The sequence below is a fragment of the Kitasatospora sp. NPDC001683 genome (assembly GCF_053596495.1).
On the sequence record NZ_JBSFGK010000102.1, the window covers coordinates 1 to 25,752 of the forward strand.

22 protein-coding genes and 2 pseudogenes are annotated in these 25,752 nt (G+C 71.9%); 15 read left to right on the forward strand and 9 right to left on the reverse strand.

All coding sequences use genetic code 11. The features are described 5' to 3' along the window. Positions 1-113: 113 nt before the first annotated feature. The 6 genes from araA to ACWCYO_RS34425 form a co-directional block, all read right to left on the reverse strand. Positions 114-1,622 carry an L-arabinose isomerase gene (araA, locus tag ACWCYO_RS34400; RefSeq protein WP_449786403.1) on the reverse strand — a complete coding sequence of 503 codons (1,509 nt, stop codon included), beginning with the start codon at positions 1,620-1,622 and terminating at the stop codon, positions 114-116. A gap of 11 nt (positions 1,623-1,633) precedes the next feature. Then, a complete protein-coding gene (locus ACWCYO_RS34405; RefSeq protein ID WP_270140231.1) occupies positions 1,634-2,302 on the reverse strand; it encodes an L-ribulose-5-phosphate 4-epimerase in 669 nt (222 codons plus the stop codon). A gap of 62 nt (positions 2,303-2,364) precedes the next feature. After that, the gene (locus ACWCYO_RS34410) at positions 2,365-4,110 is read right to left on the reverse strand and encodes a ribulokinase (protein ID WP_405000576.1); all 1,746 of its coding nucleotides are present in this window, start codon (positions 4,108-4,110) and stop codon (positions 2,365-2,367) included. Positions 4,111-4,404: 294 nt separating this feature from the next. Next, positions 4,405-5,403 carry a LacI family DNA-binding transcriptional regulator gene (locus ACWCYO_RS34415; protein ID WP_449786415.1) on the reverse strand — a complete coding sequence of 333 codons (999 nt, stop codon included), beginning with the start codon at positions 5,401-5,403 and terminating at the stop codon, positions 4,405-4,407. Between the two features lie 498 nt (positions 5,404-5,901). Further along, on the reverse strand, positions 5,902-6,552 hold the full coding sequence (locus ACWCYO_RS34420) for an MOSC domain-containing protein (protein WP_449786404.1): 651 nt from the start codon (positions 6,550-6,552) through the stop codon (positions 5,902-5,904). 185 nt (positions 6,553-6,737) lie between these two features. Then, entirely contained in the window at positions 6,738-8,222 is a 1,485-nt protein-coding gene (locus ACWCYO_RS34425) for an arabinofuranosidase catalytic domain-containing protein (RefSeq protein ID WP_449786405.1), read from the reverse strand. A 353-nt stretch (positions 8,223-8,575) separates the two neighbouring features. Between ACWCYO_RS34425 and ACWCYO_RS34430 the strand changes: the two genes are divergently transcribed. From ACWCYO_RS34430 to ACWCYO_RS34455, 6 genes and pseudogenes are all read left to right on the forward strand, one after another. Then, positions 8,576-9,718 (forward strand): substrate-binding domain-containing protein, encoded by a 1,143-nt coding sequence (locus ACWCYO_RS34430; protein WP_270140240.1) that lies wholly within the window; start codon positions 8,576-8,578, stop codon positions 9,716-9,718. Then, positions 9,715-11,283 carry a sugar ABC transporter ATP-binding protein gene (locus ACWCYO_RS34435; protein WP_449786406.1) on the forward strand — a complete coding sequence of 523 codons (1,569 nt, stop codon included), beginning with the start codon at positions 9,715-9,717 and terminating at the stop codon, positions 11,281-11,283. Before ACWCYO_RS34430 ends, ACWCYO_RS34435 begins: the two co-directional genes overlap by 4 nt. Further along, a complete protein-coding gene (locus ACWCYO_RS34440) occupies positions 11,280-12,290 on the forward strand; it encodes an ABC transporter permease (protein WP_270140243.1) in 1,011 nt (336 codons plus the stop codon). The genes ACWCYO_RS34435 and ACWCYO_RS34440 overlap by 4 nt, the downstream gene beginning before the upstream one ends. Positions 12,291-12,447: 157 nt before the next feature. Continuing rightward, positions 12,448-12,969, forward strand: a complete 522-nt coding sequence (locus tag ACWCYO_RS34445) for a hypothetical protein (RefSeq protein ID WP_449786407.1) — start codon at positions 12,448-12,450, stop codon at positions 12,967-12,969. Continuing rightward, complete coding sequence (locus tag ACWCYO_RS34450) at positions 12,966-14,708, forward strand: thiamine pyrophosphate-binding protein (protein ID WP_449786408.1); 1,743 nt, start codon at positions 12,966-12,968, stop codon at positions 14,706-14,708. Before ACWCYO_RS34445 ends, ACWCYO_RS34450 begins: the two co-directional genes overlap by 4 nt. 68 nt (positions 14,709-14,776) lie before the next feature. After that, positions 14,777-15,188: pseudogene (locus tag ACWCYO_RS34455) on the forward strand (class III lanthionine synthetase LanKC N-terminal domain-containing protein); the annotation flags it as partial. Between the two features lie 179 nt (positions 15,189-15,367). Here the strand turns inward: ACWCYO_RS34455 and ACWCYO_RS34460 are convergent. Next, the gene (locus ACWCYO_RS34460) at positions 15,368-16,075 is read right to left on the reverse strand and encodes a hypothetical protein (protein WP_449786409.1); all 708 of its coding nucleotides are present in this window, start codon (positions 16,073-16,075) and stop codon (positions 15,368-15,370) included. A 111-nt stretch (positions 16,076-16,186) separates the two neighbouring features. Between ACWCYO_RS34460 and ACWCYO_RS34465 the strand changes: the two genes are divergently transcribed. From ACWCYO_RS34465 to ACWCYO_RS34480, 4 genes are all read left to right on the forward strand, one after another. Beyond that, positions 16,187-16,621, forward strand: a complete 435-nt coding sequence (locus ACWCYO_RS34465; RefSeq protein ID WP_270140251.1) for an Hsp20/alpha crystallin family protein — start codon at positions 16,187-16,189, stop codon at positions 16,619-16,621. A gap of 120 nt (positions 16,622-16,741) precedes the next feature. Continuing rightward, positions 16,742-17,101 carry an STAS domain-containing protein gene (locus ACWCYO_RS34470; RefSeq protein WP_270140252.1) on the forward strand — a complete coding sequence of 120 codons (360 nt, stop codon included), beginning with the start codon at positions 16,742-16,744 and terminating at the stop codon, positions 17,099-17,101. Then, positions 17,098-17,502, forward strand: a complete 405-nt coding sequence (locus ACWCYO_RS34475) for a DUF2267 domain-containing protein (RefSeq protein WP_270140254.1) — start codon at positions 17,098-17,100, stop codon at positions 17,500-17,502. The genes ACWCYO_RS34470 and ACWCYO_RS34475 overlap by 4 nt, the downstream gene beginning before the upstream one ends. A 102-nt stretch (positions 17,503-17,604) precedes the next feature. Further along, positions 17,605-18,003, forward strand: coding sequence for a DUF2267 domain-containing protein (locus ACWCYO_RS34480; protein ID WP_270140255.1), 399 nt, complete (start codon positions 17,605-17,607; stop codon positions 18,001-18,003). A 169-nt stretch (positions 18,004-18,172) separates the two neighbouring features. Here ACWCYO_RS34480 and ACWCYO_RS34485 read toward each other — a convergent pair whose 3' ends face one another. Then, on the reverse strand, positions 18,173-18,637 hold the full coding sequence (locus tag ACWCYO_RS34485) for a hypothetical protein (protein WP_449786410.1): 465 nt from the start codon (positions 18,635-18,637) through the stop codon (positions 18,173-18,175). Between ACWCYO_RS34485 and ACWCYO_RS34490 the strand changes: the two are divergent. The 3 genes and pseudogenes from ACWCYO_RS34490 to mmsA form a co-directional block, all read left to right on the forward strand. Further along, positions 18,617-19,102 (forward strand): annotated as a pseudogene (locus ACWCYO_RS34490) (S1 family peptidase); the annotation flags it as partial. The gene ACWCYO_RS34485 and the pseudogene ACWCYO_RS34490 sit on opposite strands and share 21 nt — an antisense overlap. Before the next feature lie 429 nt (positions 19,103-19,531). Further along, a complete protein-coding gene (gene chvE, locus ACWCYO_RS34495) occupies positions 19,532-20,626 on the forward strand; it encodes a multiple monosaccharide ABC transporter substrate-binding protein (protein ID WP_449786411.1) in 1,095 nt (364 codons plus the stop codon). A 101-nt stretch (positions 20,627-20,727) separates the two neighbouring features. Next, positions 20,728-22,275, forward strand: coding sequence for a multiple monosaccharide ABC transporter ATP-binding protein (mmsA, locus tag ACWCYO_RS34500; RefSeq protein WP_270140257.1), 1,548 nt, complete (start codon positions 20,728-20,730; stop codon positions 22,273-22,275). Here mmsA and ACWCYO_RS34505 read toward each other — a convergent pair. Further along, positions 22,235-23,530, reverse strand: a complete 1,296-nt coding sequence (locus ACWCYO_RS34505) for an RNA-guided endonuclease InsQ/TnpB family protein (protein WP_449786412.1) — start codon at positions 23,528-23,530, stop codon at positions 22,235-22,237. The genes mmsA and ACWCYO_RS34505 overlap by 41 nt on opposite strands. A 141-nt stretch (positions 23,531-23,671) precedes the next feature. Here ACWCYO_RS34505 and mmsB point away from each other — a divergent pair, with 141 nt between their 5' ends. Together mmsB and ACWCYO_RS34515 are read left to right on the forward strand one after the other, a co-directional pair. Further along, positions 23,672-24,910, forward strand: a complete 1,239-nt coding sequence (gene mmsB / locus ACWCYO_RS34510; protein WP_449786413.1) for a multiple monosaccharide ABC transporter permease — start codon at positions 23,672-23,674, stop codon at positions 24,908-24,910. 584 nt (positions 24,911-25,494) lie between these two features. Further along, positions 25,495-25,752: glycoside hydrolase family 2 TIM barrel-domain containing protein (locus ACWCYO_RS34515; RefSeq protein ID WP_449786414.1), on the forward strand; the 258-nt coding region annotated here is incomplete at its 3' end.

Genomic DNA, 25,752 nt, shown 5'->3' on the forward strand with positions numbered 1-25,752 from the left:
GTGGCCCCCGTGGGCTGCGCTCGGCCGCGGTGTGCTCCGTTCCGGGGGGGTGGGGGGGGCACCGGGGCCCGGCCCGCGGGGGGGGCGGGCGTCGTCGGCTCTCGGCACGGGGCTCACAGCCCCTGGGCCAGGCGGTAGTACGCCTGGTTCCAGCGCAGTTCCCTGGTGAACCGGCGGAGCGACGTGTCCTCGTCGATCACCAGGAGCTCCACGCCCAGCATCTCGGCGAGGTCCTCGAGCTCCTCGGTGCCGACCGCGCGGGAGAGCACGGTGTGGTGCGGCCCGCCGGCCGTCAGCCAGGCCTCGGTGGAGGTGTGGAGGTCCGGACGCGGCTCCCACACCGCGCGGGCGACCGGCAGGTGCGGCAGCGGTGCCGGTGGCACGACCACGTCCACTTCGTTGGCGACCAGCCGGAACCGGTCGCCCAGGTCCGCGAGGCCGACCACCACGGCCGGGCCGGGCTCGGCGTCGAAGACCAGCCGGACCGGGTCCTCCCGTCCGCCGATCGACAGCGGGTGGATCTCGCAGGAGGGGGTGCCGGCCGCGATGCTCGGGCAGACCTCCAGCATGTGTGCGCCGAGGATCAGCTCGCAGCCGAACTCCAGGTGGTAGGTGTAGTCCTCCATGAAGGAGGTGCCACCGGGCAGCCCGCCGGACACCACCTTGAGGGTGCGCAGCAGGGTGGCGGTCTTCCAGTCGCCCTCGCCGCCGAAGCCGTAGCCGTCGGCCATCAGCCGCTGCACGGCGAGGCCGGGCAGTTGGCGTAGTCCGCCGAGGTCCTCGAAGTTGGTGGTGAAGGCCTTGAAGCCGCCCTGCTCCAGGAAGCCGCGCAGGCCGAGCTCGATGCGCGCCGCGTAGCGCAGCGATTCGTGGCGCTCGCCGCCGGCCCGCAGCTCGGGCGCGAGGCGGTAGCCGTCCTCGTAGTCCTTGACGAGCGCGGTGACGTCGCCGTCGTCGGCCGCGTCCACCGCGGCGACCAGGTCGTTGACGCCGTAGGTGTTGACGGAGACGCCGAAGCGGCGCTGGGCCTCGACCTTGTCGCCCTCGGTGACGGCGACGTCGCGCATGTTGTCGCCGAAGCGGGCGAGCTTGAGGCCGCGCAGTTCGGCACGGCCGGCGGCGGCGCGGGCCCAGGTGGCGACCCTGGCGGCCACGGTCGGGTCGCTGACGTGTCCGGCGACGGTCTTGCGGGCGACGCCGAGGCGGGACTGGATGTAGCCGAACTCGCGGTCGCCGTGGGCGGCCTGGTTCAGGTTCATGAAGTCCATGTCGATGGAGTCCCAGGGCAGTTCGACGTTGGCCTGGGTGTGCAGGTGGAGCAGCGGCTTCTGCAGGGCGTCGAGGCCGGCGATCCACATCTTGGCCGGGGAGAAGGTGTGCATCCAGGCGATCAGGCCGATGCAGTCGTCCGCGGAGTTGGCCTCCAGGCAGACCCGACGGATGGCGCTCGCGTCGGTGAGGACGGGCTTCCAGACCACCTCGACGGGCATCGCCGGGTCGTCGTCCAGGGCGGCGGCGATCTGCCGGGACTGCTCGGCGACCTGGCGCAGCGTCTGCTCGCCGTAGAGCCCTTGGCTGCCGGTCAGGAACCAGACCTGGTGTCCGTCCGGTGACTTCTTCACGGGGTGGCTCCTTACCGGGCCTGGGGCTGGCCGTAGACGTTCTGGTAGCGGTGGTTGAGGCTGTCGATGTCCGCCTGGGCGATCGGCAGGGGCTCGCCGAGTTGGCGGGAGAGGTGGACGGTGCGGGCGACGTCCTCGCACATCACGGCGGCCTTCACGGCGGCCTTGGCGTCCTTGCCGATGGTGAAGACGCCGTGGTTCTGCATCAGGACGGCGGGCGACCGGTGGCCTGTGAGCGTTTCCACGATGCCGCGGCCGATCGAGTCGTCGCCGATCAGGGCGAACGGGCCGACCGGGATCTCGGCGCCGAACTCGTCGGCCATCGCGGTGAGCACGCAGGGGACGGCCTCGCCGCGGGCCGCCCAGGCGCAGGCGTAGGTGGAGTGGGTGTGGACCACGCCGCCGACCTCGGGGAGGTGGCGGTAGACGTAGGCGTGGGCGGCGGTGTCGGAGGAGGGCGCGTGCTGGCCGTCGACGACCTTGCCGTCGAGGTCGCAGACGATCATGTTCGCCGGGGTCAGCTCGTCGTAGGAGACTCCGCTCGGTTTGATGACCAGCAGGTCCTCGCCGGGGACGCGGGCGGAGACGTTGCCGGCCGTCCAGACCACCAGGTTGTAGCGGACCAGTTCCTGGTGGAGGTCGCTGACCTGGCGGCGGATGCGGTCGATGGTCGCGTTCACAGAGCCGGTGGTTGCGTTCGGGCGGCCGGTGTTTGCGTTCACAGGGCGGCCGGTGGTTGCGTTCACAGGGCCTCGCTCGGTGTGGTGAGGGCGGCGTTGCGGATGTCGCGCAGGCGGTGCAGGAGCTTGTCGGCACCGAGGCCGAAGTGGTCGTGCAGGGCGCGGTATTCGGCGAAGAGCCGGTCGTAGGTGTCGGCGGCGGCCGGGTCGGGCCGGTACGCGCCCCGCCGCACCCGGCCCATGGCGGCGGCCGCGGTCCGGACGTCCGGGTACGCTCCGGCGGCGACGGCGGCGTGGATCGCCGAGCCGAGTGCCGGGCCCTGCTCGGACTCGGCGACCGAGACCGGCCGGCGCAGCACGTCGGCGTGGATCTGCATCAGCAGGGCGTTCTTCTTGAGGCCGCCGGTGACGATGAACTCGGTGACGGGGACGCCGCCCCGCTCCAGCGCCTCGACGATGACGCGGGTGCCGAAGGCGGTGGCCTCCAGCAGGGCCCGGTAGATCTCCTCGGGCCGGGTGGCCAGGGTGAGGCCGACGATCACGCCGGACAGGTGGTGGTCGACCAGGGTGGAGCGGTTGCCGTTCATCCAGTCGAGCGCCACCAGGCCGTGTGCCCCGACGGGTTGGTCGGCGGCCTTGCGGGTGAGCAGGTGGTGGAGGTCCTCGCCGTTCGCTTCGGCCTCGGCCAGGTAGTCGGCGGGCACGCCCTGGCGCAGCCACCAGGCGAAGATGTCGCCGACGGCGCTCTGGCCGGCCTCGTAGCCGTAGGAGCCGGTGACGATGCCGTCCTCGACCACTCCGCAGATGCCGGGGACGTCGGCGAGGGTGGCGCCGTTGACCACGTGGCAGGTGGACGTGCCCATGATGGCGAGGAGTCGGCCGTTGTCGACGGCGCGGGCGGCCGGTGCGGCCACGTGGGCGTCGACGTTGCCGGCGGCGACGGCGATGCCAGCGGGCAGGCCGGTCCACTCCGCCGCCTGCGCGGTGAGCGCGCCGACCCGGGAGCCCAGCGGGGAGAGCGGGTGCTCCAGGCGGGTACGGGCGAAGTCGGCGAACTCCGGGTGGAGCGCGGCGAGGTAGTCCTCGCTCGGGTAACTCCCGTCCTGGTGGATGCCCTTGTAGCCGGCCGTGCAGGTGTTTCGGCTCTCGGCGCCGGTGAGCTGCCAGACGATCCAGTCGGCGGCCTCGATCCAGCGCTCGCAGGCGGCGTAGACGGCCGGGTCCTCCTCCAGCACCTGCAGTGCCTTGGCGTACTGCCACTCGGCGGAGATCCTGCCGCCGTACCGGGAGATCCACTTCTCGCCGCGGGCGTGGGCCAGCGCGTTGATCCGGTCGGCCTGGGGCTGCGCCGCGTGGTGCTTCCAGAGCTTGGGCCAGGCGTGCGGGCGATCCGCCCAGGTGGAGGTCTCGGCCAGTGGGGTGCCGTCGGCGAGCACCGGCAGGACGGTGCAGGCGGTGAAGTCGGTGGCGATGCCGATGACCTGGGCGGGGTCGACGCCGGCGGCGGTGAGCGCGGCCGGGACGGCGGTGCGCAGCACCTCGCGCCAGTCCGCCGGGTGCTGGAGCGCCCAGTCGGGCGGGAGCGGCCGGCCGGTGCCGGGCAGCTCGCGGTCGATCACGGCGTGCGGGTAGTCGTGGACGGCGGTGCCCAGCTCCTCGCCGTCCCGGACCCGGACCACCACGGCGCGGCCGGAGAGGGTGCCGAAGTCGACGCCGACGACGTACCGGTCGGAGTCGTGCGCGGCAGGGATCACGGTCACTTCGTCATCCTTCGTACGGGAGGGCTGTGGTGTGCGCCTGTCAGCCATCGGCTGTCGGCTGTGGTCTGCTGTCCGTCGTCTGTCGCCGGTGCGGTCCTCGACCGGGGCAGGGCGGAACGCACCGGCGACAGGCTTCGTTCCGCTACCTCTCCCTCTTAAGGGCGGAACGCTGGCCGTCGACCGGGCGCACGAAGCGGGATGCGGTGGTGGCCCGGCCGGCGGAGTGGGGGGAGCATGTTGTTAACGCTCACCGTGATTGTTAGCGCTAACAATCACGGTGTCAAGGGAAGTTTCACAAGGGCGGAACTCTCGAAACCGGGTGATCAGCGCGCCGGCCGGCGACTACAGACTGAACGCCCCGGGGGCAGGGCCCACGCTGCGCCGCAGCACCATCTCCGGCAGGATCTGCACATGGGAATCGGAGAGCGCCACGCCCTCCAGCTCCCCGACGAGCATCTCCAGGGCCCGGCGGCCGAGTTCGGCGAAGTCCTGCCGCACGGTGGTCAGCGGCGGGGTGAAGTACGCGGCCTCCGGGATGTCGTCGAAGCCGACCACGCTGATGCCCTCGGGGACCGAGCGGCCGGCCTCGTGCAGAGCCCGCAACAGGCCGAGCGCCATGTGATCGTTCGCGCAGAAGACTGCGGTGACCTCGGCCAGTCGGGCGATCCGCAGACCCGCCTGATAACCCGAGCGGGCGCTCCAGTCACCGCGCTCCACCTCCGGCACGGGAGCTCCGGCCTCCCGCAGCGCGAGGCGCCATCCCTCCTCGCGGTCCCGGCTCTCCAGCCAGTTCGCCGGCCCCGCCAGGTGGTGCACCGTGCGGTGCCCCAGGTCGAGCAGGTGCCCGGTAACCTCTTCGGCACCGAAGCGGTTGCCCACCGACACCATGGGCACCCGGCTCTGGTCGCCCGACCCGACCGCGACGACCGGCACGGTGCTGGACAACCGGGCCACCGCGCTGACGGAGGAGGTCTGCGGCGCGATCACCACCACGCCTTCCACCCCCTGGTCGCGCAGCCGGTCGACGGCGTCCTGGACCGAACGACCGTCCAGGGAGCGCAGGCTGGTCACGCTCACGAAGTACCCGGCGCTGCGCGCGGCCTGCTCGATGCCGTCCAGCATCGAGGCGGGGCCGTACAGGGTCGAGTCGAAGCTGACCACCCCGAGGGTCTGCGAGCGGCGGGTGACCAGCGCGCGGGCGGCGGAGTTGGGCCGGTAGTCCAGCTCCCGGATGGCGGCCAGCACCCGGTCCCGGGTGTCGGGCCGGACGTGCGGGGCACCGTTGAGCACCCGGGACACCGTCTGGTGGGACACTCCCGCCAGTTTCGCCACGTCCGCCATCACGGGCTGGCGCTGTTCCGTCCCGGCGCTGTCGGTTCCCACTTGCAGTCCCCTCCTCGGTTGTGGACCACAGTACGCGACCAGGTCCAGGCCAATCCGTCACCCTCGGCTCAACGGCAGCTCCCCTTCTTACCAGCACTTCAGGCCGCCGACATGTGCCAATACCGCCAAGTTAACGCGCACACCTCCTCCACGGGGGTGAGTTGCCGGATCACCTTCCCGCTGTTCGCGCCGGGGCAGCGGGAAGGTGAGCGATGCACACGCAGCGCGTTCGGGCCAGGCCGATCGGGTAGCTGAGCGCTGCGGTGCCGCCCGCGGCGTCGCTGACCTCGGCACGGAGGAGGGTCGACTCCGCCGCTTCGTCGCACGGCTCGGCCGTTCCTCGCCGCCCGCGCCCCGTCACGGCAGCGAGGCGGAAATCCAAGTCCGTCCTCACACGCCAGCGTTGGACTCCCCCGCCCCCGTTCGCGCAGCCGCTCCGCCGAAGAACGCGATCAGCTACGCGGTCGTGCGCCTGCGAGCCAGTGCCCGAACCTCCTCGGGCAGCGCGTCGGCGGCCAGGAGTCGCGGCAGCAGGGCCGGTTCGAGCGTCATCGCGCGGAAGACGACTTCGACGGTCACGTCGTGGTCGGGCCGGTGCACGATCCCGACGGGGTCGCCGGTCCGAATGGCTCCCGGCTCGACCACGCGCAGATAGGCACCCGGCACGCCGGCCCGGGTGAACCGCGTGATCCAGCCCTCTCGCTGCAGCCACCCCTCGAACGTCGAGCATGGGATCCGCGCGCACGACACCTCCAGGACCACATCCGGCCCGATCCGCCAACGTTCACCGATCAGGGCGCCGTTGACGTCGAGGCCGACGGTCGTGAGGTTCTCTCCGAAGACCCCGTTGGCGAGCGGCCTGCCCAGCTCGGCCTCCCAACCGTCGAGATCCTCGCGGGCATAGGCGTAGACGGCCTGATCGGAGCCGCCGTGGTGTTTCACGTCGTAGACGCGGTCGCCGGCGAGACCGACCGCGCCGGTGCCCTTCGGGCCGGGGGCGGTGACCGCGACCGGCCCGTCAACGGGCTGCTTGTCGATGCCCGTCGCACTGAGGCCCTTCCACGGGTTGGGTCGGGGCCTGCCCACATTGACGGAGAGAAGCTTCATGCCCCCCGACGGTAATGACCCCTGCGCGCTGCGGCGACTCATTTCCCTGCCACACCTCCGAATCGATCTTCCAGTCCGCCCGGCGCCGATGCGGCAGGCGCGGTCAAGAGGAGTTGGCCGGGCCCCGGCTCCGCGGCTGCGCGGAGTCGGGGCCGGGGCCGGGGCCGGGTCGGCCGGAGCGGGTGCTACCCGAGGATCCACTTCTGGTTGTCGCCGCCCCAGCAGCTCCACAACTGGACGGGCGTGGCGTCGGCGGTGAGCGCCCCGGCGACGTCCAGGCAGCGGCCGGACTGGACGCCGGTGACGCTGCCGTCGGAGTTGAACTGCCACTGCTGGTTGGCACCGCCGTTGCAGGGCCAGGTCACCACCTTGGTGCCGTCGGCCGTCGCGCCGCCGTAGGCGTCCAGGCACAGCGTGGTGCCGGAGACGTTCACGGTGAGCTGTCCGGCGGCGGTGCGGGTCCAGGTCTGGTTCGCCGCTCCGGAGCAGCTGTAGATCTGCGCCTGCGTCCCGGGGGTGGTGGAGGCGTTGGGAACGTCCAGGCACTTGCCCGAACCGGCGCCGCGCAGCGCCCCCGTGGCGGTCACCGGGGTACTGGCGTAGCCGGCCGCGACGATGTTGGCCTGGACGGCGTTCTCGGTGGCCTCCGACGGGTAGCCGGAGGTCATCACGCCCTCGTAGAAGGTGCCGCGGGCGCCCTTGCTGTTGTCGCCGCCGATGCCGAGGATGATCGCGCCCTCTTTGTGCATCGGGTTGTAGCCCGCCACGTTCGGGCGCGGACCGGAGTAGAAGGTCGACAGCCCGCCGGACTGGGCGTCGCCGGCGCGGATCGCCCACTGGTTGGGGGCGCCCTTGACCATGGCCGTCAGGTAGCGGTGGTTCACCGTCGGGTCGTTGGCGTTGTAGCCCGCGTTGACACCGGAGAACAGGCCGTTCTCCAGGTCGGCCATCACCCAGGGGCCGGTCCCGCTGCCGTAGCCCCAGACCTTGATGTTGCCGAAGTAGATGGCCTCCATGTGGCCGTTGCCGGTGTCGGTGCTGCTGGTCTCGGCGTTGCCGTAGTCGAAGCAGCAGCCGCCGTTGTAGTGGGTGCCGTCGAGGATCGCGTACATCCCCTCGGGCTGGTCGCCGGTGGCGACGCCGGAGGTGTGGTTGTTGCGGTAGCCGGTGCCCGGTGCGACGTACACGCCGTAGGCGCGGTGGCCGTTCAGCGTGGTGGGCGCCAGGGTCGCGTCCGCGAGGTTGTCCGGACCGGGCGCGGCGCCGCCGCCGGGGGCCTGGGTGAGGTGGTTGCCCTTGCCGGACTGGTCGTAGATCACGGTGATCACGCAGCTGGTGCCGGCACAGAAGGAGTCCTGGGTGGCGGCGTCGGCGTAGCCGCCGGCGCTCAGGACGCCGATGTCCCGCAGCGCCTGGTCCGAGGAACGCCGGACCTGGTACAGCGGCCCGCCGTATCCCGCGTAGAGCGCGCGGGTGGTGCTGTGCGCGGCCACACAGGGCGTGTTGCCGGCGGCGTAGATGTCGCACGGCCCCTGCGTGGCCGCCTGAGCCACACCGCTGGTCGCGGTGGCGCCGGCGAGGGCGCCGACGAGGACGGCGAGAGCCGCCCCGGCGCGGGCGAGGCGGCGCAGTGCGCCCCGTCCACGGGTGGTCCTGTTGGTGTCACTCATGGTGTCTCCCTGCTCATCGTGAGCGCGGCCAGGGGAAAGTGAGCGCTAACAATCCAGCCCGTGGCGACACACTTCGGCCCGGGCGGGAAGTGGAGGTTCCTGGACCGGTGACAGTGCCCGCACCGCCCGTGTCCCGTCAAGAGTTCTGACAGGTCCACAGCGTGGAAACGCGCCAATCGCCCATGACCGGCCGTCAGTACGTCACACGTCCGTGGTTGCACGGTGGTTGACGCTGGGCAATGTGAGCGCTCACACTCCACACCGGCACACCAGCACACCCGAGCATTCGCGCCGGTTCGCCGCGCCTTTCTCCTGCTCCCCACTCACCGGCAGCGATCGAGAGGAACCACCTCATGCGCACAACCCTGCCCCGGCTCTCCAGAGCCACCCGCGTCGCATCCACCGCGATCGTCGTCCTCGCGCTGGCCGTCGGCTGCAGCAAGCAGGGCGCCGGTGACTCCGGCACCTCCACCGGCGGCTCGCCGGCCGCCGCACCCGCGATCCAGGGCGACATCACCTTCAACGACGACAACCTGACCCGCCTCGACGCCGCGCTCAAGACGGCCCTCCAGGGCAAGGACCTCTCCCAGCTGGACCTGGCCATGGTGGTCAACGTCGCCGTGGACTACTGGAACGCCGGAAAGGCCGGCTTCACCAAGGGCCTCGCCGACCTCGGCGTCAAGGGCACCTTCCAGGCCCCGGCGAACGGCCGGCTGGACCAGCAGCTGTCCATCCTCCAGACCCTGCGCGGCCAGGACATCTCCGCCTTCTCGCTCTCCGCGATCGACCCGACGGCCGTCAAGTCGCCCATCCAGTCCGCCGGTTCGGCCGGAATCCCGGTGCTGGCGATCGACTCGCCGCTGCCCGCCGAGGACGGCGCCGCGCTCTACCTCGGCACGCCCAACTACCAGGCCGGCAAGCGGGCCGGCGAGGCGATGAAGGCCGCGCTGGGCGGCCACGGCAAGGTCGTGGTGCTGGTCGGCTCGCTGACCGCCTCCAACGCCGTCGAACGCATCCAGGGCTTCGAGGACGCGTTGAAGGGCACCGACATCAAGGTGTCCAACAAGCTCGCCGACAGCATGGACGCGGCCAAGGCCCTCACCAACGCCCAGACCGCCATCCAGACCGACCCGGGCGTGACCGGCCTGTACGGCGTCTACTCCTACGACGGCCCCTCCGCCGCGCAGGCCGTGCAGGCCGCGGGCCGGACCGGCAAGGTCAAGGTGGTCTCGGACGACAGCGACGCCCAGACCCTCACGTTCATCCAGCAGGGCGTCATCCAGGCGACCGTCGTCCAGTCGCCCTACCAGCAGGGTTACACCGGCGCCTACCTGCTGGCCGCGCTCAAGGTGCTGGGCAAGGACGCCACCATGGCCATCGTCAAGCCGTTCCTGGAGTCCGACGGCAGCACCCTGAGCTCCGGCGTCGGCGTGGTGACCCCGGACAATCTGGCGGCGTTCCGCGCCAAGCAGACCCAGCTCGGCATCACAGGATGACCGGGCCGGGCGCCCGCACCGCCGGTCAGTCGGCCGCGGCCCTGCGCGCGGTGCGCAAGAGCTACGGGCCGGTCACCGTACTGGACATCCCCGAGCTCGATCTGATGCACGGTCAGATCACCTGTGTGGTCGGGGAGAACGGCGCCGGGAAGTCGACCCTGATGGGCGTGCTGTCCGGCACCGTCTCCCCCACCGCCGGTGAGGTCCTGATCGCCGGCCGCCCCCTTCAGCCGGGCCGGCCCGACCACGCCAAGGCCCTCGGGGTCAGCCTGGTGGCGCAGGAGTTCCCGCTGGTCGGCCGGATGAGCGTGGCCGAGAACCTGCTGCTCGGCCGGCGCACCCGGGCCGCCCAGGGCGCCGGGGCGCTGCGCCGGGCCCTGTTCGACCGCGCCGGCACCCGCCGCGAGGCCCGCGAACTGCTGGCGGACATCGGCGTCGAGGGCGTCGACGTCGATCGCCCGGTGGAGCGGCTGCCCGTCCCGCTGCGGCAGATGACCGAGATCGCCAAGGCCTGGGGCAACCGGCCGCTGGTCCTGATCCTGGACGAGCCGACCTCCTCGCTCGGGCCGGTCGAGGCCGGCAAGGTCCTCGCCCTCGCCCGGCGGCACGCCGCGGACGGCGGCGCGGTGCTGTTCATCGGCCACCGCCTGGACGAGGTGCGGGACGTCGCCGACCGCGTGCTGGTGCTGCGCGGCGGCCGCCTGGTCGCCGATCTCACCCCGGCCGAGGCCACCGAGGCGCGGATGATCCGCGAGATGGTCGGCGGCGAACTCGCCCGCGACCTCGCCGTCCGCCGTGCCCCCATGACGGCCCGCACCGTCCTGACCGCCCGGGGGCTGACCGCGGACGGCCTCGGCCCGGTCGATCTGGAGCTGCGGGCCGGTGAGATCGTCGGCGTGGCCGGCCTGATGGGCTCGGGCCGCAGCCGGCTGCTGCACACCCTGATGGGCGCGCAGCCCCGCACCGGGGGCGAGGTCGAGCTGGAGGGGCGCCGTTTCCGCCCGCGCCACCCCGCCGACGCGGTCGCCGCGGGCATCGGGCTGGTGCCGGAGGACCGCAAGGAGCAGTCGCTGCTGCTCTCCCACCCGGTGCGGTGGAACGCGACCCTGGCCACCCTGCGGCGCGACTCCTGGCACGGCGTGCTCGCGCCCGGCGGCGACCGGGAGCGCTCCCGCCGGATCATCGACGGCCTGGGGGTGCGGCTGCACAGCCAGGAGCAGCCGATCGGCGACCTCTCCGGCGGCAACCAGCAGAAGGTCGTGTTCGGGCGGTGGCTGCACGCCGCCCCCGAGGTGCTGCTGCTCGACGAGCCCACCCGTGGCGTCGACGTGGGTGCCAAGGCCGAGATCTACCGGCTCGTCGACCGGGCTGCGGCGGACGGCCTCGCCGTCCTGGCAGCCTCCTCCGAACTGGAGGAGCTGCTGTGGATCTGCCACCGGATCCTGGTGATGGCCCACGGACGGATCGTCGCCGACCTGCCGCGCGAGCACTTCAGCAAGGAACGGATCATGACAGCGGCCACCAGCCGGCCGGAGCCGGCGGCGAACACGGAGGCGACCGTATGACCACCCGGACCGCTCCCGCCCCGGAGAGGGAGGCACAGGCACCGGCCCGGAGCCGGCTGCGCGTACTGGTGGACACGCCGGAGGTGGGCGTCGTCCTGGCCTGCGTCGCCGTGTTCGCGGCGCTCGCGCTCGCCCGGGACACCTTCGCGAGCGCGGTCAACCTCCAGGGCATGGGCGCCGATCTGGCACAGTACGGGCTGATCGCGATCGGTGAGTCGTTGGTCATCCTGACCGGTGGCATCGACCTGTCGGTGGGTGCCCTGCTGGGCACCAGCGTGATCCTGATGTCCTGGTTCAACGTGCGGGCCGGACTTCCCGCCGGCCTGGCGGTGCTGGCAACCCTGGCCGTCGCCGGACTGGTCGGGCTGATCCACGGACTGGCCGTCACCCGGCTGCGGATGCCGCCGTTCGTCGTCACCCTGGTCACCTACACCGTGGCGCAGGGCGTGACCCTGGCGATCACCTCCGGTACCTCGATCGTCGGCATCTCCCCGTTCTTCGGCGACATCGGTCAGAGCTATCTCGCCCAAGTCCCGGTGCCACTGGTGCTGTTCACGGTGATCGCCGTCGCCGCGTGGTTCTTCCTGGAGCGCACCTACGCCGGGCGGCAGGTCTACGCGGTCGGCGGCAATCCCGAGGCGGCCAGGCTGGCCGGCATCCGCGGTGACCGGCGGGTGGTGTCCATGTACGTGGCCTCCTCGTTGGTGTCGGCCTTCGCCGGAATGCTCGTGCTGGGCCGGATGGGGGTCGGCTCCGCCAGCGGCGTCGGCGTCGGCTGGGAGCTCACGGCGATCGCGGCCGCGGTCATCGGCGGAGTCAGCCTGACCGGTGGTCAGGGCCGCGTCCTGGGGATCGTGGCCGGCGCCGTCCTGCTGGAGTTGATCAACAACGGGCTGACCACCCTCCAGGTCAACTCCGACTACACCAACATCGTGCTCGGCTGCGTCCTGGGCCTGGCCATCACGGCCGACCGGTTGCGCGCCCGACACGTGGCGCGGAGGTCCTGAACCGGCCTCTCGAGCACGGCACTTGGCTTTCCCGGCGCGCCCCCGCCCTGGTCCGGCGGGGGCTTCGCCGTGCTCACGCGCCACTGCGGGCACCCGGACCGTCGTCGCGGGCGCGCGCCCGGTCACCGGCGAGCTGGCCGGCCCGGGCGGAGACCAGATGGCGCGGCTGCACGCGATGCTGGCGCCGGTGCACGGCCTGCCGGTCGAACTGGCCACCACCAGCCAGCGGGACTTCCTGGAGGAGGAGGCCCGGCGCGCCGACGTGGTCGTCTTCACCGGGGCCTGCCGCAACGCCGAGCAGGTCCGCGCCCGACACGCCCCCGGCCAGCTGTTCCTGTTCCTCGGTTCGGGCGTGAACCCCTTCGTGGTCGCCCCGGGCGCCGACCTGACGCCCTACCAGGACGAACAGGCACTCGCCGCCGTCCTGACCACCCGCATGTTCACCAAACGGGCCCTGGGCTCCAGCGTCTACGGCCGGGCGCCCGACCTCGTCAAGGCGCTCTCCCGGCGCACCACCGTGACCACCGACACCACCCTGCTCGCCACCGACGACGGCAACGCGCCGTTCGGCGGCTACGGGCGGCAGGCGAACTACATCACCGACGGCACCGGCCAGTGGGTCGAACCGATCCTGATCTCCAAGGCCGTCGCCGAGCATCTCCCGGAAGGCCGACCGTGACCCACCGCCCCACCTTCAAACCCCCGTTCCCCGGCGCCTGGTTCGCGGTCGCGGACCATCTCGCCCACCTCGGGGTGCACGCCGTCTTCGGCCTGCCCGGCGACGACATGGACCTGCTCGCCGCGCTGGAGGAGAGCAACACCACGGTGGTGCTCTGCCGGGACCAGCGCAACGCCCTCTACATGGCCACCGGCCACGCCCTCGCCCAGGGCAGCCCCGCCGTGTGCGTGGTCGGCAAGGGCCCGGCCCTGACCAACGCGCTGACCGGGCTGCTGGAGGCCCGCAGCGCCGCCGCCCCGGTCGTCCTGCTGGCCGGCGGCACCGCGCTGGACCGCCTCGGTACCGGGGCCTTCCAGGAACTGGACCAGCTCGCCGCGGTACGGCCGTTCGTCAAGCGGGCCGAACGGGTCGACCGTCCCGAGCAGCTGCCCGCGGCCCTGGAGCGAGCGGTCGCGACGGCCGTCAACGGCACGCCCGGCCCGGTCTACCTGGAGATCGCCGAGCAGATCGGCGCGCAGGGCATCCCGCGACCGGTGGCCTGGCGCGACTCCCGGCCGCAGCGGCTGGCCCCCGACGAGGAGGTGCTGCGCGCGAGCGCCGAGCGGATCGCGGCGGCGCGCCGGCCGCTGCTACTGGTGGGCGGCGGTGCCCGGCACCGCAACGAGGACGGCGCGATCGAGCGCTTCGCCGAGCTGCTGGGCGCACCGGTGTTCGTGACCGCCTCCGGGCGCGGCACCGTCGCCGAGGACCACCCGCTGTACTGCGGGGTGTCCGGCCTCTACGCCCAGGAGCCGGTCGCCCGGCTGTGGCACCGGGCGGACCTGGTGGTGGCGCTCGGCAGCCGGCTGGAGGAGACCGCGACCTTCGGCTGGCCCGAGCGCGACGCGCTGCCGGTGATCCAGGTGGTCGCGGGCGAGGACTCGGTGGTCACCGCCTCCCCCGGTCTGAACGTCCTGGGCGACGTGGCCCGTACGGTGGCCGGCTGGACCGCGGCCCTGGCCACCTGTCCCGGTGCCCGCGACTGGGCGGAGTTGGTGCGGGAGGCGCGCTCCGAGCTGTTCGAGGCCGCCGCCAAGCGCGCCGAGCAGGCCCGCCTGACGGTCCCCGAGGGGGCGGTGACGGTCGCCAGGGTGCTGGAGGCGATCGACCGGGCGGTGCCGGAGGACCGGATCCTGGTGCAGGAGAACGGCCTGCAGGACATGTGGTCGTACTTCTACCCGCACTGGACCTGCCGCTCGGCCGGCGGTTCGATCGTGCCCAGTGAGCAGACGCCGCTCGGCTTCGGCGTCGCCGCGGCGTTCGGCGCGGCGCTCGCCGAGCCCGAGCGCCCGGTGGTGGCGCTGGCCGGTGACGGCGCGTTCAACGTCTTCCGCGGTGAACTGCCCACGCTGGCCGAGATCCCGGCCCCGGTGCTGTACGTCGTGCTCGACAACGGCGGGTACGGATGGCTCCAGTCGAACCTGGAGCGCGTCTGCGGGTCGCACTCCCGTTTCGCGTTCGCCGCCGCCGACCGCGCCACCGGTACCGCCGGCCAGGCCCGCGACCTCGGCCTCTGGTACCGGCGGGTCGAGCGCGCGGAGGAGCTCGACGAGGTGCTCACCGCCGCCTGGATCGAGTGCTCCGTCGGGCGGACCGCCGTGGTCGAGGCGGCGGTGACCCTGGGCGACCGCCCGCCGGGCGTGGACGAGCCGGACGGCGACTTCCCGACTCCGGCCCAGCAGCAGACGAACCAGGGGTGACGCATGTCCGTGGCACTGTTCTTCCCGGGACTCATCCCCACCAAGTACGACGCCGTCGCCGACTGGAGCTCGGCAAGCTCCTCGACGGCGAGGCCGGCCCCTACATCCTCACCGACCTGCGCTGGGGTAACGGCCCCGCTGCACGTGCGCTACGGGGGATTCGCCTCCCGCTACTGCCCCGGCCCGGACGGCACCCCCGTCCTCGCCGTCGCCCGCCCCGACGGCACCCTGGTGCCCGACCGGCGCCGCCCGGTCTTCGAAGTCCCCGAGCGGGTCACCCCGCCCGGCTTCGTCACCGAGGCGATGGCCGCCCGCGACGACGGCGGCTCCTTCCCCTACCGGGTCGAACGGGCCCTGCACTTCTCCAATGCCGGCGGCGTCTACCTCGCGAAGGACCGGGCGGGACGCCAGGTGGTCCTGAAGGAGGCCCGCCCCAACGCGGGCTACGGACAGCCCGACGCCGTCCACGTCGTCGACCGCTTCCCCCTCACCGCCAACGGCAAGGTCGACCCCCGCGCCCTGCGCGCCCTCATCGGCGCGCCTCCCGCCCCTCCCGCCCCGGCTCCCTGAGCCCCCACCGACCCGCCACCGCACCCGTCCGGGCCTTCTGAACTACCATGGCGCACCCGGTCCCTGCACCCACGGCCGAGCACCAGGTGTCAGGCCCGTCGCCGGTCGCTGTCGTCACGGAGCTCGGAGGTGCGGCGGGACAGGACGTCGAGGCGGGTGGCGAGATCACCGTGGTCGGCGCCGAGGTGGGGGCGCATGTCGGTGAGCGGGGCAATCAGGTCGGCGGCGTCCGTGGTGCCGAGGGCGGCGGTCAGGGCGGCTTGGGCGAGACGGGCGTCGGAGGCCAGTCCGGCGGCGGTGATCTGGGCGGCGAGGATGCGGAGCTCGGCGGCATTGGCCCGGGCCCAGGCGATGATGGCCCGGTCGGCGGCGCGGCGGTCGCGGACGGCCTTGACCCGTTCCGCTCCGGTCTCCGTGGCGGTGCGGCGGGTGGTTCCAGCGGGGCGCAGGCGCAGGTAGCGGTTCTCGGCGGCCTGCCGGCTGGCGACGCCCATGGGCCGTGCGAGGTCGGCCCAGGTGGCGCCGGCCGCCCGGGCGGTCTCCACCAGGCCGGCTTCCCAGCCGGCGAGTTGGGTCCGGAGTTCGCGCAGCAGCACCAGGGCGGCCAGCGCCTGCGCCGCGCCCGCTCCGCCGGGAGCCTCACCCGGCGCGCCCGCGGGGTGCCGGGAGGCCTCGGGGGCCTGGGCGGTGCGGACCGCCTCGTCGATGGCGGCCAGTGCCGCCGCGACGGCGGGAAAGGAAACGGGCGGCCTGGCGGGGGCGGGGGCCGGGGCGGACTTCGGTGGCTTCTCGCTCATATCGTCATGCTAGCGACGACCGATTGGATTTGTCATCGTTCGGATGACGTGCTACAACGATGGAAGGTGAAGCGCACTGGCACCCATCGATCCGAGTGGAGGTGTTTCGCGATGCTGCTGCGCACCGACCCGTTCCGCGAGCTGGACCGGCTGACCCAGCAGTTCCTGGGCACGACCGGCACCTGGTCCCGACCCACGCCGATGCCGTTGGACGCGTACCGCGCCGGCGACCAGTACGTGATCTGCTTCGACCTGCCAGGGGTGGACCCGGAGGCGATCGACATCGACGTCGAGCGGAACATGCTGACCGTCAAGGCGGAGCGCCGTCCCCGCCACCAGGGCGACGACGTGAAGTGGGAGCTGTCCGAACGGCCGCTCGGCGTGTTCTCCCGCCAGGTCATGCTGTCCGACACCCTCGACCCCGACGGAATCACTGCGGATTACGACGAGGGCGTGCTGACCCTGCGCATCCCCGTCGCCGAGCGGGCCAAGCCCCGCAAGGTCGAGATCAGTCATGGCGGCACCCGCAAGCAGATCCAGGCCTGACCCGGCCCAGGTGGCCTCTCGCGCCGTCCCGGGGATCGCCCGGGGCCCGCGAGAGGTCCCCGCCCCGTTCCCTTCCCGAGCCCGCCCGTCGCGCGCGAGCGGGCGGGACAGTGAGCACCCATGTACGACCAGATCCCCGTTCCGTTCGTGGTGCGGGCACGCGGCGAGATCGACCTCGACACCGCGCCCCGCCTGCACGATGACCTGGTCCGTGCGCTGGCCGCGCACCGCGAGGTGGTGGTCGACTTGTCCGGCCTGACGTTCATGGACTGTTCGGGCCTCGGCGCCCTGGTCCAGGCCCGCCACCAGGCTGACCGGCAGGGCGCCCGGTTGGTGCTGCGGGGCGTCGGCCGTTCCGTGGCCAGACTGTTCGAACTCGCCGGCCTCGATCACCACCTGTTCCCCGGCCCCCCGCCCACCGGGACCGTCGCACGACCCCGTGCCCGGACGGTCCAGCGCCGAAGGGAGGATCCGTCGTGACGCTCCGATGGGAGGCGTTCCTGGAGGAGATCCGCGAACGCGGCGAATACGACACCCGCGAAGAGAGCGAACGCGCGGCCCGGGTCGTGCTGGCCCTGCTCGGCGCCCACTTGGTCGGCGACGAGCGGGCCCAGCTCGCGGCCCGCCTGCCCGAGGCCCTCTCGCTGGTCCTGCTCAACCCGCTGCAGGCGGCCGAGCCGCTCAGCCCGGACCGGTTCGTGCGCGCAACCGCCGCCTGGATCGAGGGCGCCACCGAACAGACCGCGCTCTGGGACGTCGGCGCCGTGCTGTCCACGGTCGCCGATGCGGCCGGTGACGAGCTCATGGAACGCGTCCTGCTCCAACTGCCGCCCGGCTACGAGTTGCTCTTCGGCCGCCCCGCGCCCGGCCAGCGCCCCTGACGTCCGTCCCGAGTCCCGTCCCCGAGTCCCTCCCCGACTCCCGTCCCCGCCACCCGCCGCCGCGCGCACACCGCGGCGGCCCACTCCGGAAGGCCATCACCCATGACCCGGCACCGCCGCCTCGTCCAGCAGGTCCGCACCGACGGCCGCTACCGGACCGACGAGGAAGCCGACCGCGTCCTGACCGCCGTCCTCACCCACCTCGGGGCCCAGCTGACCGGCGAGGAACGCTGCGATCTGGCCGCCGCCCTGCCCGAACGGGCCCGGGCCGTCTTCGCCGCCCAGATCCCGCTGCCCGCACCGGTCAGCGCCCCCGCGTTCGTCGAGGCCCTCGCCCGCACCCTGGGCACCACCCTCACCGCCGCCCGCTGGGACGCCTCCTCCGTGCTGACCGCCCTCGCCACCCTGGCCGGCCAGGACCTCACCGACCGCCTCCTCACCAGCCTCCCCCGCGGCTACGCCCTGCTCTTCGGCCGCGCCGACCTGGCCGCCGCCGCCTGAACCGGCAGGCCGCCCGCGCGACCACGCGCGGCCCTGCGGCTCTCCTCGGCCCGGCCGATCGCATCCGCGCCCGTCGCACCACGTCAGTCGCGGCGCAGCACCACGGTGGCGTTGTTACCGCCGAAGCCGAAGCTGTTCACCGCGGCCACCCGCAGGTCCGGGTACTGCGTCACCACCCGCGGGTGGTCGACCCGTTCGACCCGCTCGGGGGTGGCCAGGCCGGGGGTCGCAAGGACGAAACCGGTGCGCAGGGTGAGCGCCGCGGCGGCCAGGGCCGGGACCGCGGAGACGTGCAGGAGGTGACCGATCGCGCCCTTGTGGGAGGTGACGGGGACCTCCGTGTGCCGAGTTCGGCGGCGACCGCGGTGACGGCGGCCAGTTCGGCGGTGTCGCCCTGGGCGGTGCCGGTGGCGTGAGCGTGAACATGGTCGAGTCGCTCGGCGCCGGCTTCGGCGGGGGCGGTGCGCAGGCAGTCGGTGACGGCCTCCGGATCGCTGGCGGCGGGCAGTCGGCCGGTGACCCGGCAGGCGGCGTCGGCCACGGTCAGATCGGCCCGCAGGCCGCGTTGCCGGGCGCGCTCGGCGGTTTCGAGGATGACGGCAACGGCCGGCCCGGCTTCGTCAACGCCGGTCACTGTGGTCAGGCGGGTTCGAGCGCCGCCGCCCCGGACGGCACCTCGATCGGCACCTTCCAGGGGTCGAGCTTCCCGGGCAACGACTACTCGTGAGTCCAGACCGATTCGAACTGGGCGGCCCAGCCCCAGGTCAACGACTACGCGGGTGGCACGGTGACGGTCTCCGGCTCCGCCGTCGCCCCGATCGGCTCCTCGGTCTGCCGCTCGGGCTCCACGGGCTGGCACTGCGGCACCGTCAGGCAGTACGACGCGACGGTCAACTACGCGCAGGGCTCCGTCTTCGGCCTCACCCGCACCAGTGTGTGCGCCGAGCCCGGCGACTCCGGCGGCTCGTTCATCTCGGGCAGCCAGGCGCAGGGCGTGACCTCCGGCGGCTCCGGCAACCGCACGTCCGGCGGGACCACCTACTTCCAGCCCGTCAACCCGATCCTCGACACCTACGGCCTCACCCTCGCCACCGGCTGATCCCCGGACCGGCAGGTGCCCGCTTCCCGACCGCCGGCGGGAGGCGGGCACTTCGTCATGGCCGCCCACGCAGAAGGCCGTCCACGGCGCCGCCCGGAAGACAGCCACCCCTCCGCCCCCTGCGGCACACTCAACATTCAGCCACAGTTCCCCGAATGTTCATCCGGAGCACCCCCGGAGCACCTCCCTCCCGGCGGTTCAGGCCCAGGCCGACGCGCTGAGGCGGCACCGCGACCCAACGGTGATCTCACGCCCCTTGACGGCGCCGTTGTTAGCGTTAACACTTCATGTCACGCCAGGCCAGAGCTACCGCAGCCCCGACGTTCCACAGCGCGAGGGACCGCTCCGGCCGGCCCCCGCTCGACCGCTCCCAGTCGCCCAACCAGGGTCGCTCTGCGCCGGTCGCGGAACATCATCACTGGAGGAACTGTGCGGAAGCTTTCAGCGGGCCTCGTCGCGGTGGGCCTGGTGCTCTCGCTGGCGGCCTGCGGCCAGAGCGCCAACGGCGTCGGCGACGGGGCGGCCAAGGGCGACGCCAAGGGCGGGCTCGTCGGCATCGCCATGCCGACCAAGTCGTCGGAGCGCTGGATCAACGACGGCAACAACATGGTCAAGGACTTCCAGGCCAAGGGCTACAAGACCGACCTTCAGTACGGCGACAACGTGGTGGAGAACCAGGTCTCCCAGGTCGAGAACATGATCACCAAGGGCGCCAAGCTGCTGGTGATCGCCGCCATCGACGGCTCCTCCCTCACCAACGTGCTGCAGAAGGCCGCCGACGCGCACATCCCGGTGATCTCCTACGACCGGTTGATCCGGGGCACCCAGAACGTCGACTACTACGCGACCTTCGACAACTTCAAGGTCGGCGTCCTCCAGGGCGGCTACATCGTCGACAAGCTCGGTCTCAAGGACGGCAAGGGCCCGTTCAACATCGAGCTGTTCGCCGGCTCGCCGGACGACAACAACGCCACCTTCTTCTTCAACGGCGCGATGAGCGTCCTCAAGCCGTACATCGACAGCAAGAAGCTCGTCGTGCAGAGCGGCCAGACCGACTTCAACCAGGTCGCCACGCTGCGCTGGGACGGCGGGGTCGCCCAGTCCCGGATGGACAACCTGCTGAGCAAGGCCTACACCACCGCCCACGTCGACGCGGTGCTGTCGCCGTACGACGGCATCTCGATCGGCATCCTCTCCTCGCTCAAGGGCGTCGGCTACGGCACCGCGAAGTCGCTGCCGATCGTCACGGGCCAGGACGCCGAACTGGCCTCGGTGAAGTCGATCATCGCGGGCGAGCAGACCGAGACCGTCTACAAGGACACCCGCCAACTGTCCAAGGTCGCCGTCCAGATGGGCGACGCGCTGCTGACCGGCGGGAAGCCCGAGGTCAACGACACCACCCAGTACAACAACGGCGTGAAGACCGTCCCGGCGCAGCTGCTCCAGCCGGTCAGCGTCGACAAGGACAACTACCAGAAGGTCCTGGTCGACAGCGGTCAGTACACCGCTGACCAGCTCAAGTAGCCCGCGTGGCCCGGCGTACCGGGCCCCGCGCCGAACCGGCGGTGCGACGCCCGGAAGTCCTGTCCGCGCCGCACCGCCCCGAACGATACGGACGCACAAGCATGGCTGGACCCGTTCTCGAAATGCGGTCGATCAGCAAGTCGTTCCCCGGCGTCAAGGCGCTCTCCGAGGTCAACCTGACCGTGGCCGCCGGCGAGGTGCACGCCATCTGCGGTGAGAACGGCGCCGGCAAGTCCACCCTGATGAAGGTGCTCAGCGGCGTCCACCCGCACGGCAGTTACGAGGGCGAGATCCTCTTCGAGGGCGAGCCCTGCCGGTTCAGGGACATCCGGGCCAGCGAGCAGCGCGGCATCGCGATCATCCACCAGGAACTGGCGCTGGTGCCGTACCTGTCCGTCGCCGAGAACGTCTTCCTGGGCAACGAGCACGCCAAGCGGGGCATCATCAGCTGGCGCCGGACGCTCACCCACGCCGGCGAACTGCTGCGGCAGGTCGGCCTGGACGAGAGCCCGCACACCCGGGTCGCCGACCTCGGCGTGGGCAAGCAGCAGCTGGTCGAGATCGCCAAGGCGCTGGCCAAGAAGGTCAAACTGCTGATCCTGGACGAGCCGACCGCCGCGCTGAACGACGAGGACAGCCGCAAGCTCCTCGACCTGATCCTCGAGCTCAAGGCGCGGGGCATCTCCTGCATCATCATCTCGCACAAGCTGAACGAGATCGCCCGGGTCGCCGACGCCGTCACCATCCTGCGCGACGGGCAGACCATCGAGACCATCGCGATCGGCGCCGAGGGCATCTCCGAGGACCGGATCATCCGCGGCATGGTCGGCCGGGACCTGGAGCACCGCTATCCCGAACGCACCCCGGAGATCGGCGAGGTCGCCTTCGAGGTCGAGGACTGGACCGTCCGGCACCCGATCGACCAGCAGCGCACGGTGGTGGACGGCGCCTCGCTGAACGTGCGGCGCGGCGAGATCGTCGGCATCGCCGGGCTGATGGGCGCCGGTCGCACGGAACTCGCGATGAGCGTCTTCGGCCGCTCGTACGGGCGCTGGGGCGGTGGCCGGGTGCTGCTGCACGGCCGGGAGGTCCGCACCCGGACGGTGCCGGAGGCGATCGGCCACGGCATCGCCTACGTCACCGAGGACCGCAAGCAGCTCGGCCTCAACCTCATCGACGACATCAGCCGGAACATCTCGCTGAGCGCGCTCGGCAAGGTCGCCCGGTACGGCCGGGTCGACCGGCACGAGGAGAGCAAGGTCGCCGAATCGTTCCGGCGGACCATGAACATCAAGGCCCCGACGGTGTTCACCCGGACCGGCACGCTCAGCGGCGGCAACCAGCAGAAGGTCGTCCTCAGCAAGTGGATCTTCGCCGAGCCGGAGGTGCTGATCCTCGACGAGCCCACCCGGGGCATCGACATCGGCGCCAAGGCGGAGATCTACACCGTGATCGCCGAACTGGCCGCCCAGGGAAAGGCCGTGCTCGTCATCTCGTCCGAACTCCCCGAACTCCTGGGCCTGTGCGACCGGATCTACACCATGGCCGAAGGCCGGATCACCGGCGAGGTCGCCCGTGCCGACGCCACCCAGGAATCCCTCATGCGGCTCATGACCATGAGCGCCGCATCCAGCAACGAGCAGGTTTGACATCCTCCTCGCCCTCACGGACGGGGATTCCTCCCGCGCCTGCGGCACGAATACCCGTGGTTCGCAGGTCGCCGAGGCGGGTTCCCCGTTCAACAGGCCGTGCCTGGCGTGGGAGCGCCACGCCGGGTCCTGCCGGCCCTCCAGGGGCGTCTAGCCTGTCCGCCTGCCCGGCGGCCAGGATGTTGCGAGCAGCGTTGAGGTCACGGTCATGCAGAACACCACACGTCGAACAGGCCCACTCCCGCACATGCAGGGGCTTGGGACCGTCACGGTGCCCGCACGCCGAGCAGAGCCGGGAGGACGGGAACGTGCGGTGCACGACGTGGACAGTGCGACCGTAACGGCCCGCCTTCTCCTCGAGCAGGCGCCGGAAAGTGGCCCATCCAGCATCGTGGACGGACATGGCCAGACGGCCCCTTGCGAGGCCGCGCACGTTCAGGTCCTCCAGGTACACCGCTTGCTTCTCGCGGATGATCCTGGTGGTCTGCTTGTGCAACCAGTCCATGCGGGTGTCGGCCACCTCGGCATGCGCCCTGGCGGCCTTCTTCCGGGCGTTGGCCCGGTCCTTCGACCCCTTGGCCTTGCGGGACAGCTCCCGCTGCGCGGCCTTGGGCTCCCTCTCCGCCTTGCGCAGGAAGCGAGGGTTGTCGATCACCCTGCCGTCCGAAAGGACGGCGTAGGTGGTCAGCCCGAGGTCAGTACCGACCTCCGCGGGAACCTCGGGCAGGTGGTCGGGTTCCACGTCCACCACGAACGAGGCGTGGTACCGACCTGCCCCATCCAGCACGATCGTCACCGACGACGGGTCGGCCGGAAGCGCGCGGGACCACTTGCCCCGCACGTCACCGATCTTCGTCAGGTCCAGCTTCCCGTTGCCCCGGATACGGAAGCCGTTGCGGGTGAACCGCAACGACTGCCGGCCGTCCTTGCGCGACTTGAACCGGGGAAGGCCCACTGGACGCCCAGCACGCTTGCCGGACACCGACCCGAAGAAGTTCCGGTAGGCCGCGTCCAGCTCCCGAAGGGACTGGATCAGCGGATCCACACCCACCGAGGAAAGCCACGCCCGCTCGGCGGTCTTCTTCGCCGCCGTGATCACCAGCTGCTGCAGATCAGCGCTCCGCGGATACGGCAGCCCGGCCTTCCGAGCCGCCAACGCGTCGTTATCCACCACCCGCGCACACCCGAACGTCCGGGCCAGCACAGCGCGCTGACCTGCCGTCGGATAGATGCGATACGAGTGCCGGAGATGCACACGACCAACCTAACGGGGACCACTGACAATCCCCTCGTCCGAACCTACGAAGATCATCCCGCCGCTCCGGCGGTTTCAATCCACAGTCCCGTTCCTCCCCGCGCGAAGGGCCGGAGAGGAACGGGAGAACAAAGGTGACGCATGGCCCAGACCGAGATCATCCCGGACTCCACCCAGAACGGCCCGGCTCCCGAGGGCCCCGGCTCCTCCGTCGGTGCCGTCCTGGCCCGCACGCTGCGCGGCAACGTGCGCCAGTACGGCATGCTGGTCGCGCTGGCCCTGATCGTGGTGCTGTTCCAGATCTGGACGGACGGCATCCTCCTCCAACCGCTCAACATCACCAACCTGATCCAGCAGAACGGCTACATCCTCATCCTGGCGATCGGCATGATGATCGTCATCATCGCCGGGCACATCGACCTCTCGGTCGGCTCACTGGCCGCCTTCGTCGGGGCCGCCGCCGCGGTGATGATGGTCGAGCACCACGTGTCGTGGCCCGTGGCGATGCTCGCGGCACTGGTGATCGGGGCCCTCGCCGGGGCCTGGCAGGGCTTCTGGATCGCCTACCTCGGGATCCCGTCGTTCATCGTCACCCTGGCGGGCATGCTGCTGTTCCGCGGCGGCACCCAGATCCTGCTGCAGGGCCAGTCGGTGGCACCGTTCCCCAGGGGCTTCCAGAGCATCAGCAGCGGCTTCCTCCCCGAGGTCGGCCCGCACACCAACTACCACAACCTCACCCTGCTGCTCGGTCTCGCCGTGCTGGCCGTCGCGGTCCTCCAGGAGCTGCGCGGCCGGCGGCAGACCGCCTCGTACGGGCTGGAGGTGCTCCCGCTCGGGCTGTTCCTGGCCAAGCTCGCCGTGATCACGGCGGCCGTGTTCACGTTCACACTGCTGCTGGCCAGCTACCACGGCGTGCCGATCGTCCTGCTGATCCTCGGCGCCCTGCTGGTCGGCTTCGGCTACCTGATGCGCAACTCGATCATCGGCCGGCACACCTACGCCATCGGCGGCAACGAGGCGGCGGCCAAGCTCTCCGGGGTGAAGAGCAAGCGGGTCGTCTTCCTGGCCTTCACCAACATGGGCGTCCTCGCGGCGCTGGCCGGGCTGGTGTTCGCCGCGCGGCTCAACGCCGGCACCCCGCAGGCCGGCATCAACTTCGAGCTGGAGGCGATCGCCGCCGCCTTCATCGGCGGCGCCTCCGCCAGCGGCGGCGTGGGCACCGTCATGGGCGCGATCATCGGCGGCCTGGTGCTCGGCGTGCTGAACAACGGCATGTCGCTGGTCGGCGTCGGCACCGACTACCAGCAGGTGATCAAGGGCCTGGTGCTGCTCGCGGCCGTGGGCTTCGACGTCTACAACAAGCGCCGGGCCGGTTCCTGACCGGTCGGCGGGGCAGGACGGGCACGGTGCCGAGGCACCGCGCCCGTCCTGCCCCGTTTCCACCGCCGATGCCGAGGGGACGGGCAACAACCCCGAACCGATCGACTGTGCGAAGGAGTGGCATGCCCCCGCGTTACTCCGAGGACTTCTCCCCCGGACACGGCATGGCGCCACCGCGCGCCGCACCCGCCTCGGACGCCCCCGCCTGGACCTGAACGGCGACTGGGCCTTCAGGTTCTCCCCCGTGGGCCCGGATGCCCCGGACGGCTTCGAGCAGCCGGGGTTCGACGACGTGACCCTGCTCGCCCAGCCGGTGGGCGGCATCCGCGACGTGTTCGTGCACGCCGACCACGACGCCCTGACGGGCGGCGGGCGGCTGCGCGTCGAGGTGGACGCCGACGCCCCCGTCACGTCGAGCGTCCCGGGGCTCGGCGTGTCCGGTGCGCCGGTTGACGAGCCCCTGGTGATCGACCGGGTGCGGCCGTGGAGCGCCGAGGTTCCGCTACGAGGCCGTACCGGCCTCGGCCGCCGAACGGGTCCGGCTGCGCATCGGATTCCGCACCGTCGCCATCGACGGATCGGGGGTGCTCACCGTCAACGGACGCCGGGTGGTGCTGCGGGTCGTCAACCGCCACGAGTTCGCCCCGGACGCCGGTCGCACGCTCGATGTCGAGACGATGCGGCAGGACGTGGACACGGGCATCGACTTCGCCCAGGGGAAGCCCGAGTTCACGGTGCGGGTCGGTCTCGGCGGCGCGCAGCACGGCGCCTTCTCGACCGGAGCCGCCGCGAACTGGACTCCGTTCGCGGCGGCTCCGGGCGGGGCCGCCGGGGGAGATCGG

Bases quoted from the DNA above. Each gene is read 5' to 3' on its own strand.
- ACWCYO_RS34410 (WP_405000576.1), bottom strand. From the start codon at position 4,110: ATGGCTGACAGGCGCACACCACAGCCCTCCCGTACGAAGGATGACGAA.
- ACWCYO_RS34415 (WP_449786415.1), bottom strand. From the start codon at position 5,403: ATGGCGGACGTGGCGAAACTGGCGGGAGTGTCCCACCAGACGGTGTCC.
- ACWCYO_RS34420 (WP_449786404.1), bottom strand. From the start codon at position 6,552: ATGAAGCTTCTCTCCGTCAATGTGGGCAGGCCCCGACCCAACCCGTGG.
- ACWCYO_RS34425 (WP_449786405.1), bottom strand. From the start codon at position 8,222: ATGAGTGACACCAACAGGACCACCCGTGGACGGGGCGCACTGCGCCGC.
- ACWCYO_RS34430 (WP_270140240.1), top strand. From the start codon at position 8,576: ATGCGCACAACCCTGCCCCGGCTCTCCAGAGCCACCCGCGTCGCATCC.
- ACWCYO_RS34435 (WP_449786406.1), top strand. From the start codon at position 9,715: ATGACCGGGCCGGGCGCCCGCACCGCCGGTCAGTCGGCCGCGGCCCTG.
- ACWCYO_RS34440 (WP_270140243.1), top strand. From the start codon at position 11,280: ATGACCACCCGGACCGCTCCCGCCCCGGAGAGGGAGGCACAGGCACCG.
- ACWCYO_RS34445 (WP_449786407.1), top strand. From the start codon at position 12,448: ATGGCGCGGCTGCACGCGATGCTGGCGCCGGTGCACGGCCTGCCGGTC.
- ACWCYO_RS34460 (WP_449786409.1), bottom strand. From the start codon at position 16,075: ATGAGCGAGAAGCCACCGAAGTCCGCCCCGGCCCCCGCCCCCGCCAGG.
- ACWCYO_RS34465 (WP_270140251.1), top strand. From the start codon at position 16,187: ATGCTGCTGCGCACCGACCCGTTCCGCGAGCTGGACCGGCTGACCCAG.
- ACWCYO_RS34470 (WP_270140252.1), top strand. From the start codon at position 16,742: ATGTACGACCAGATCCCCGTTCCGTTCGTGGTGCGGGCACGCGGCGAG.
- ACWCYO_RS34480 (WP_270140255.1), top strand. From the start codon at position 17,605: ATGACCCGGCACCGCCGCCTCGTCCAGCAGGTCCGCACCGACGGCCGC.
- mmsA (WP_270140257.1), top strand. From the start codon at position 20,728: ATGGCTGGACCCGTTCTCGAAATGCGGTCGATCAGCAAGTCGTTCCCC.
- mmsB (WP_449786413.1), top strand. From the start codon at position 23,672: ATGGCCCAGACCGAGATCATCCCGGACTCCACCCAGAACGGCCCGGCT.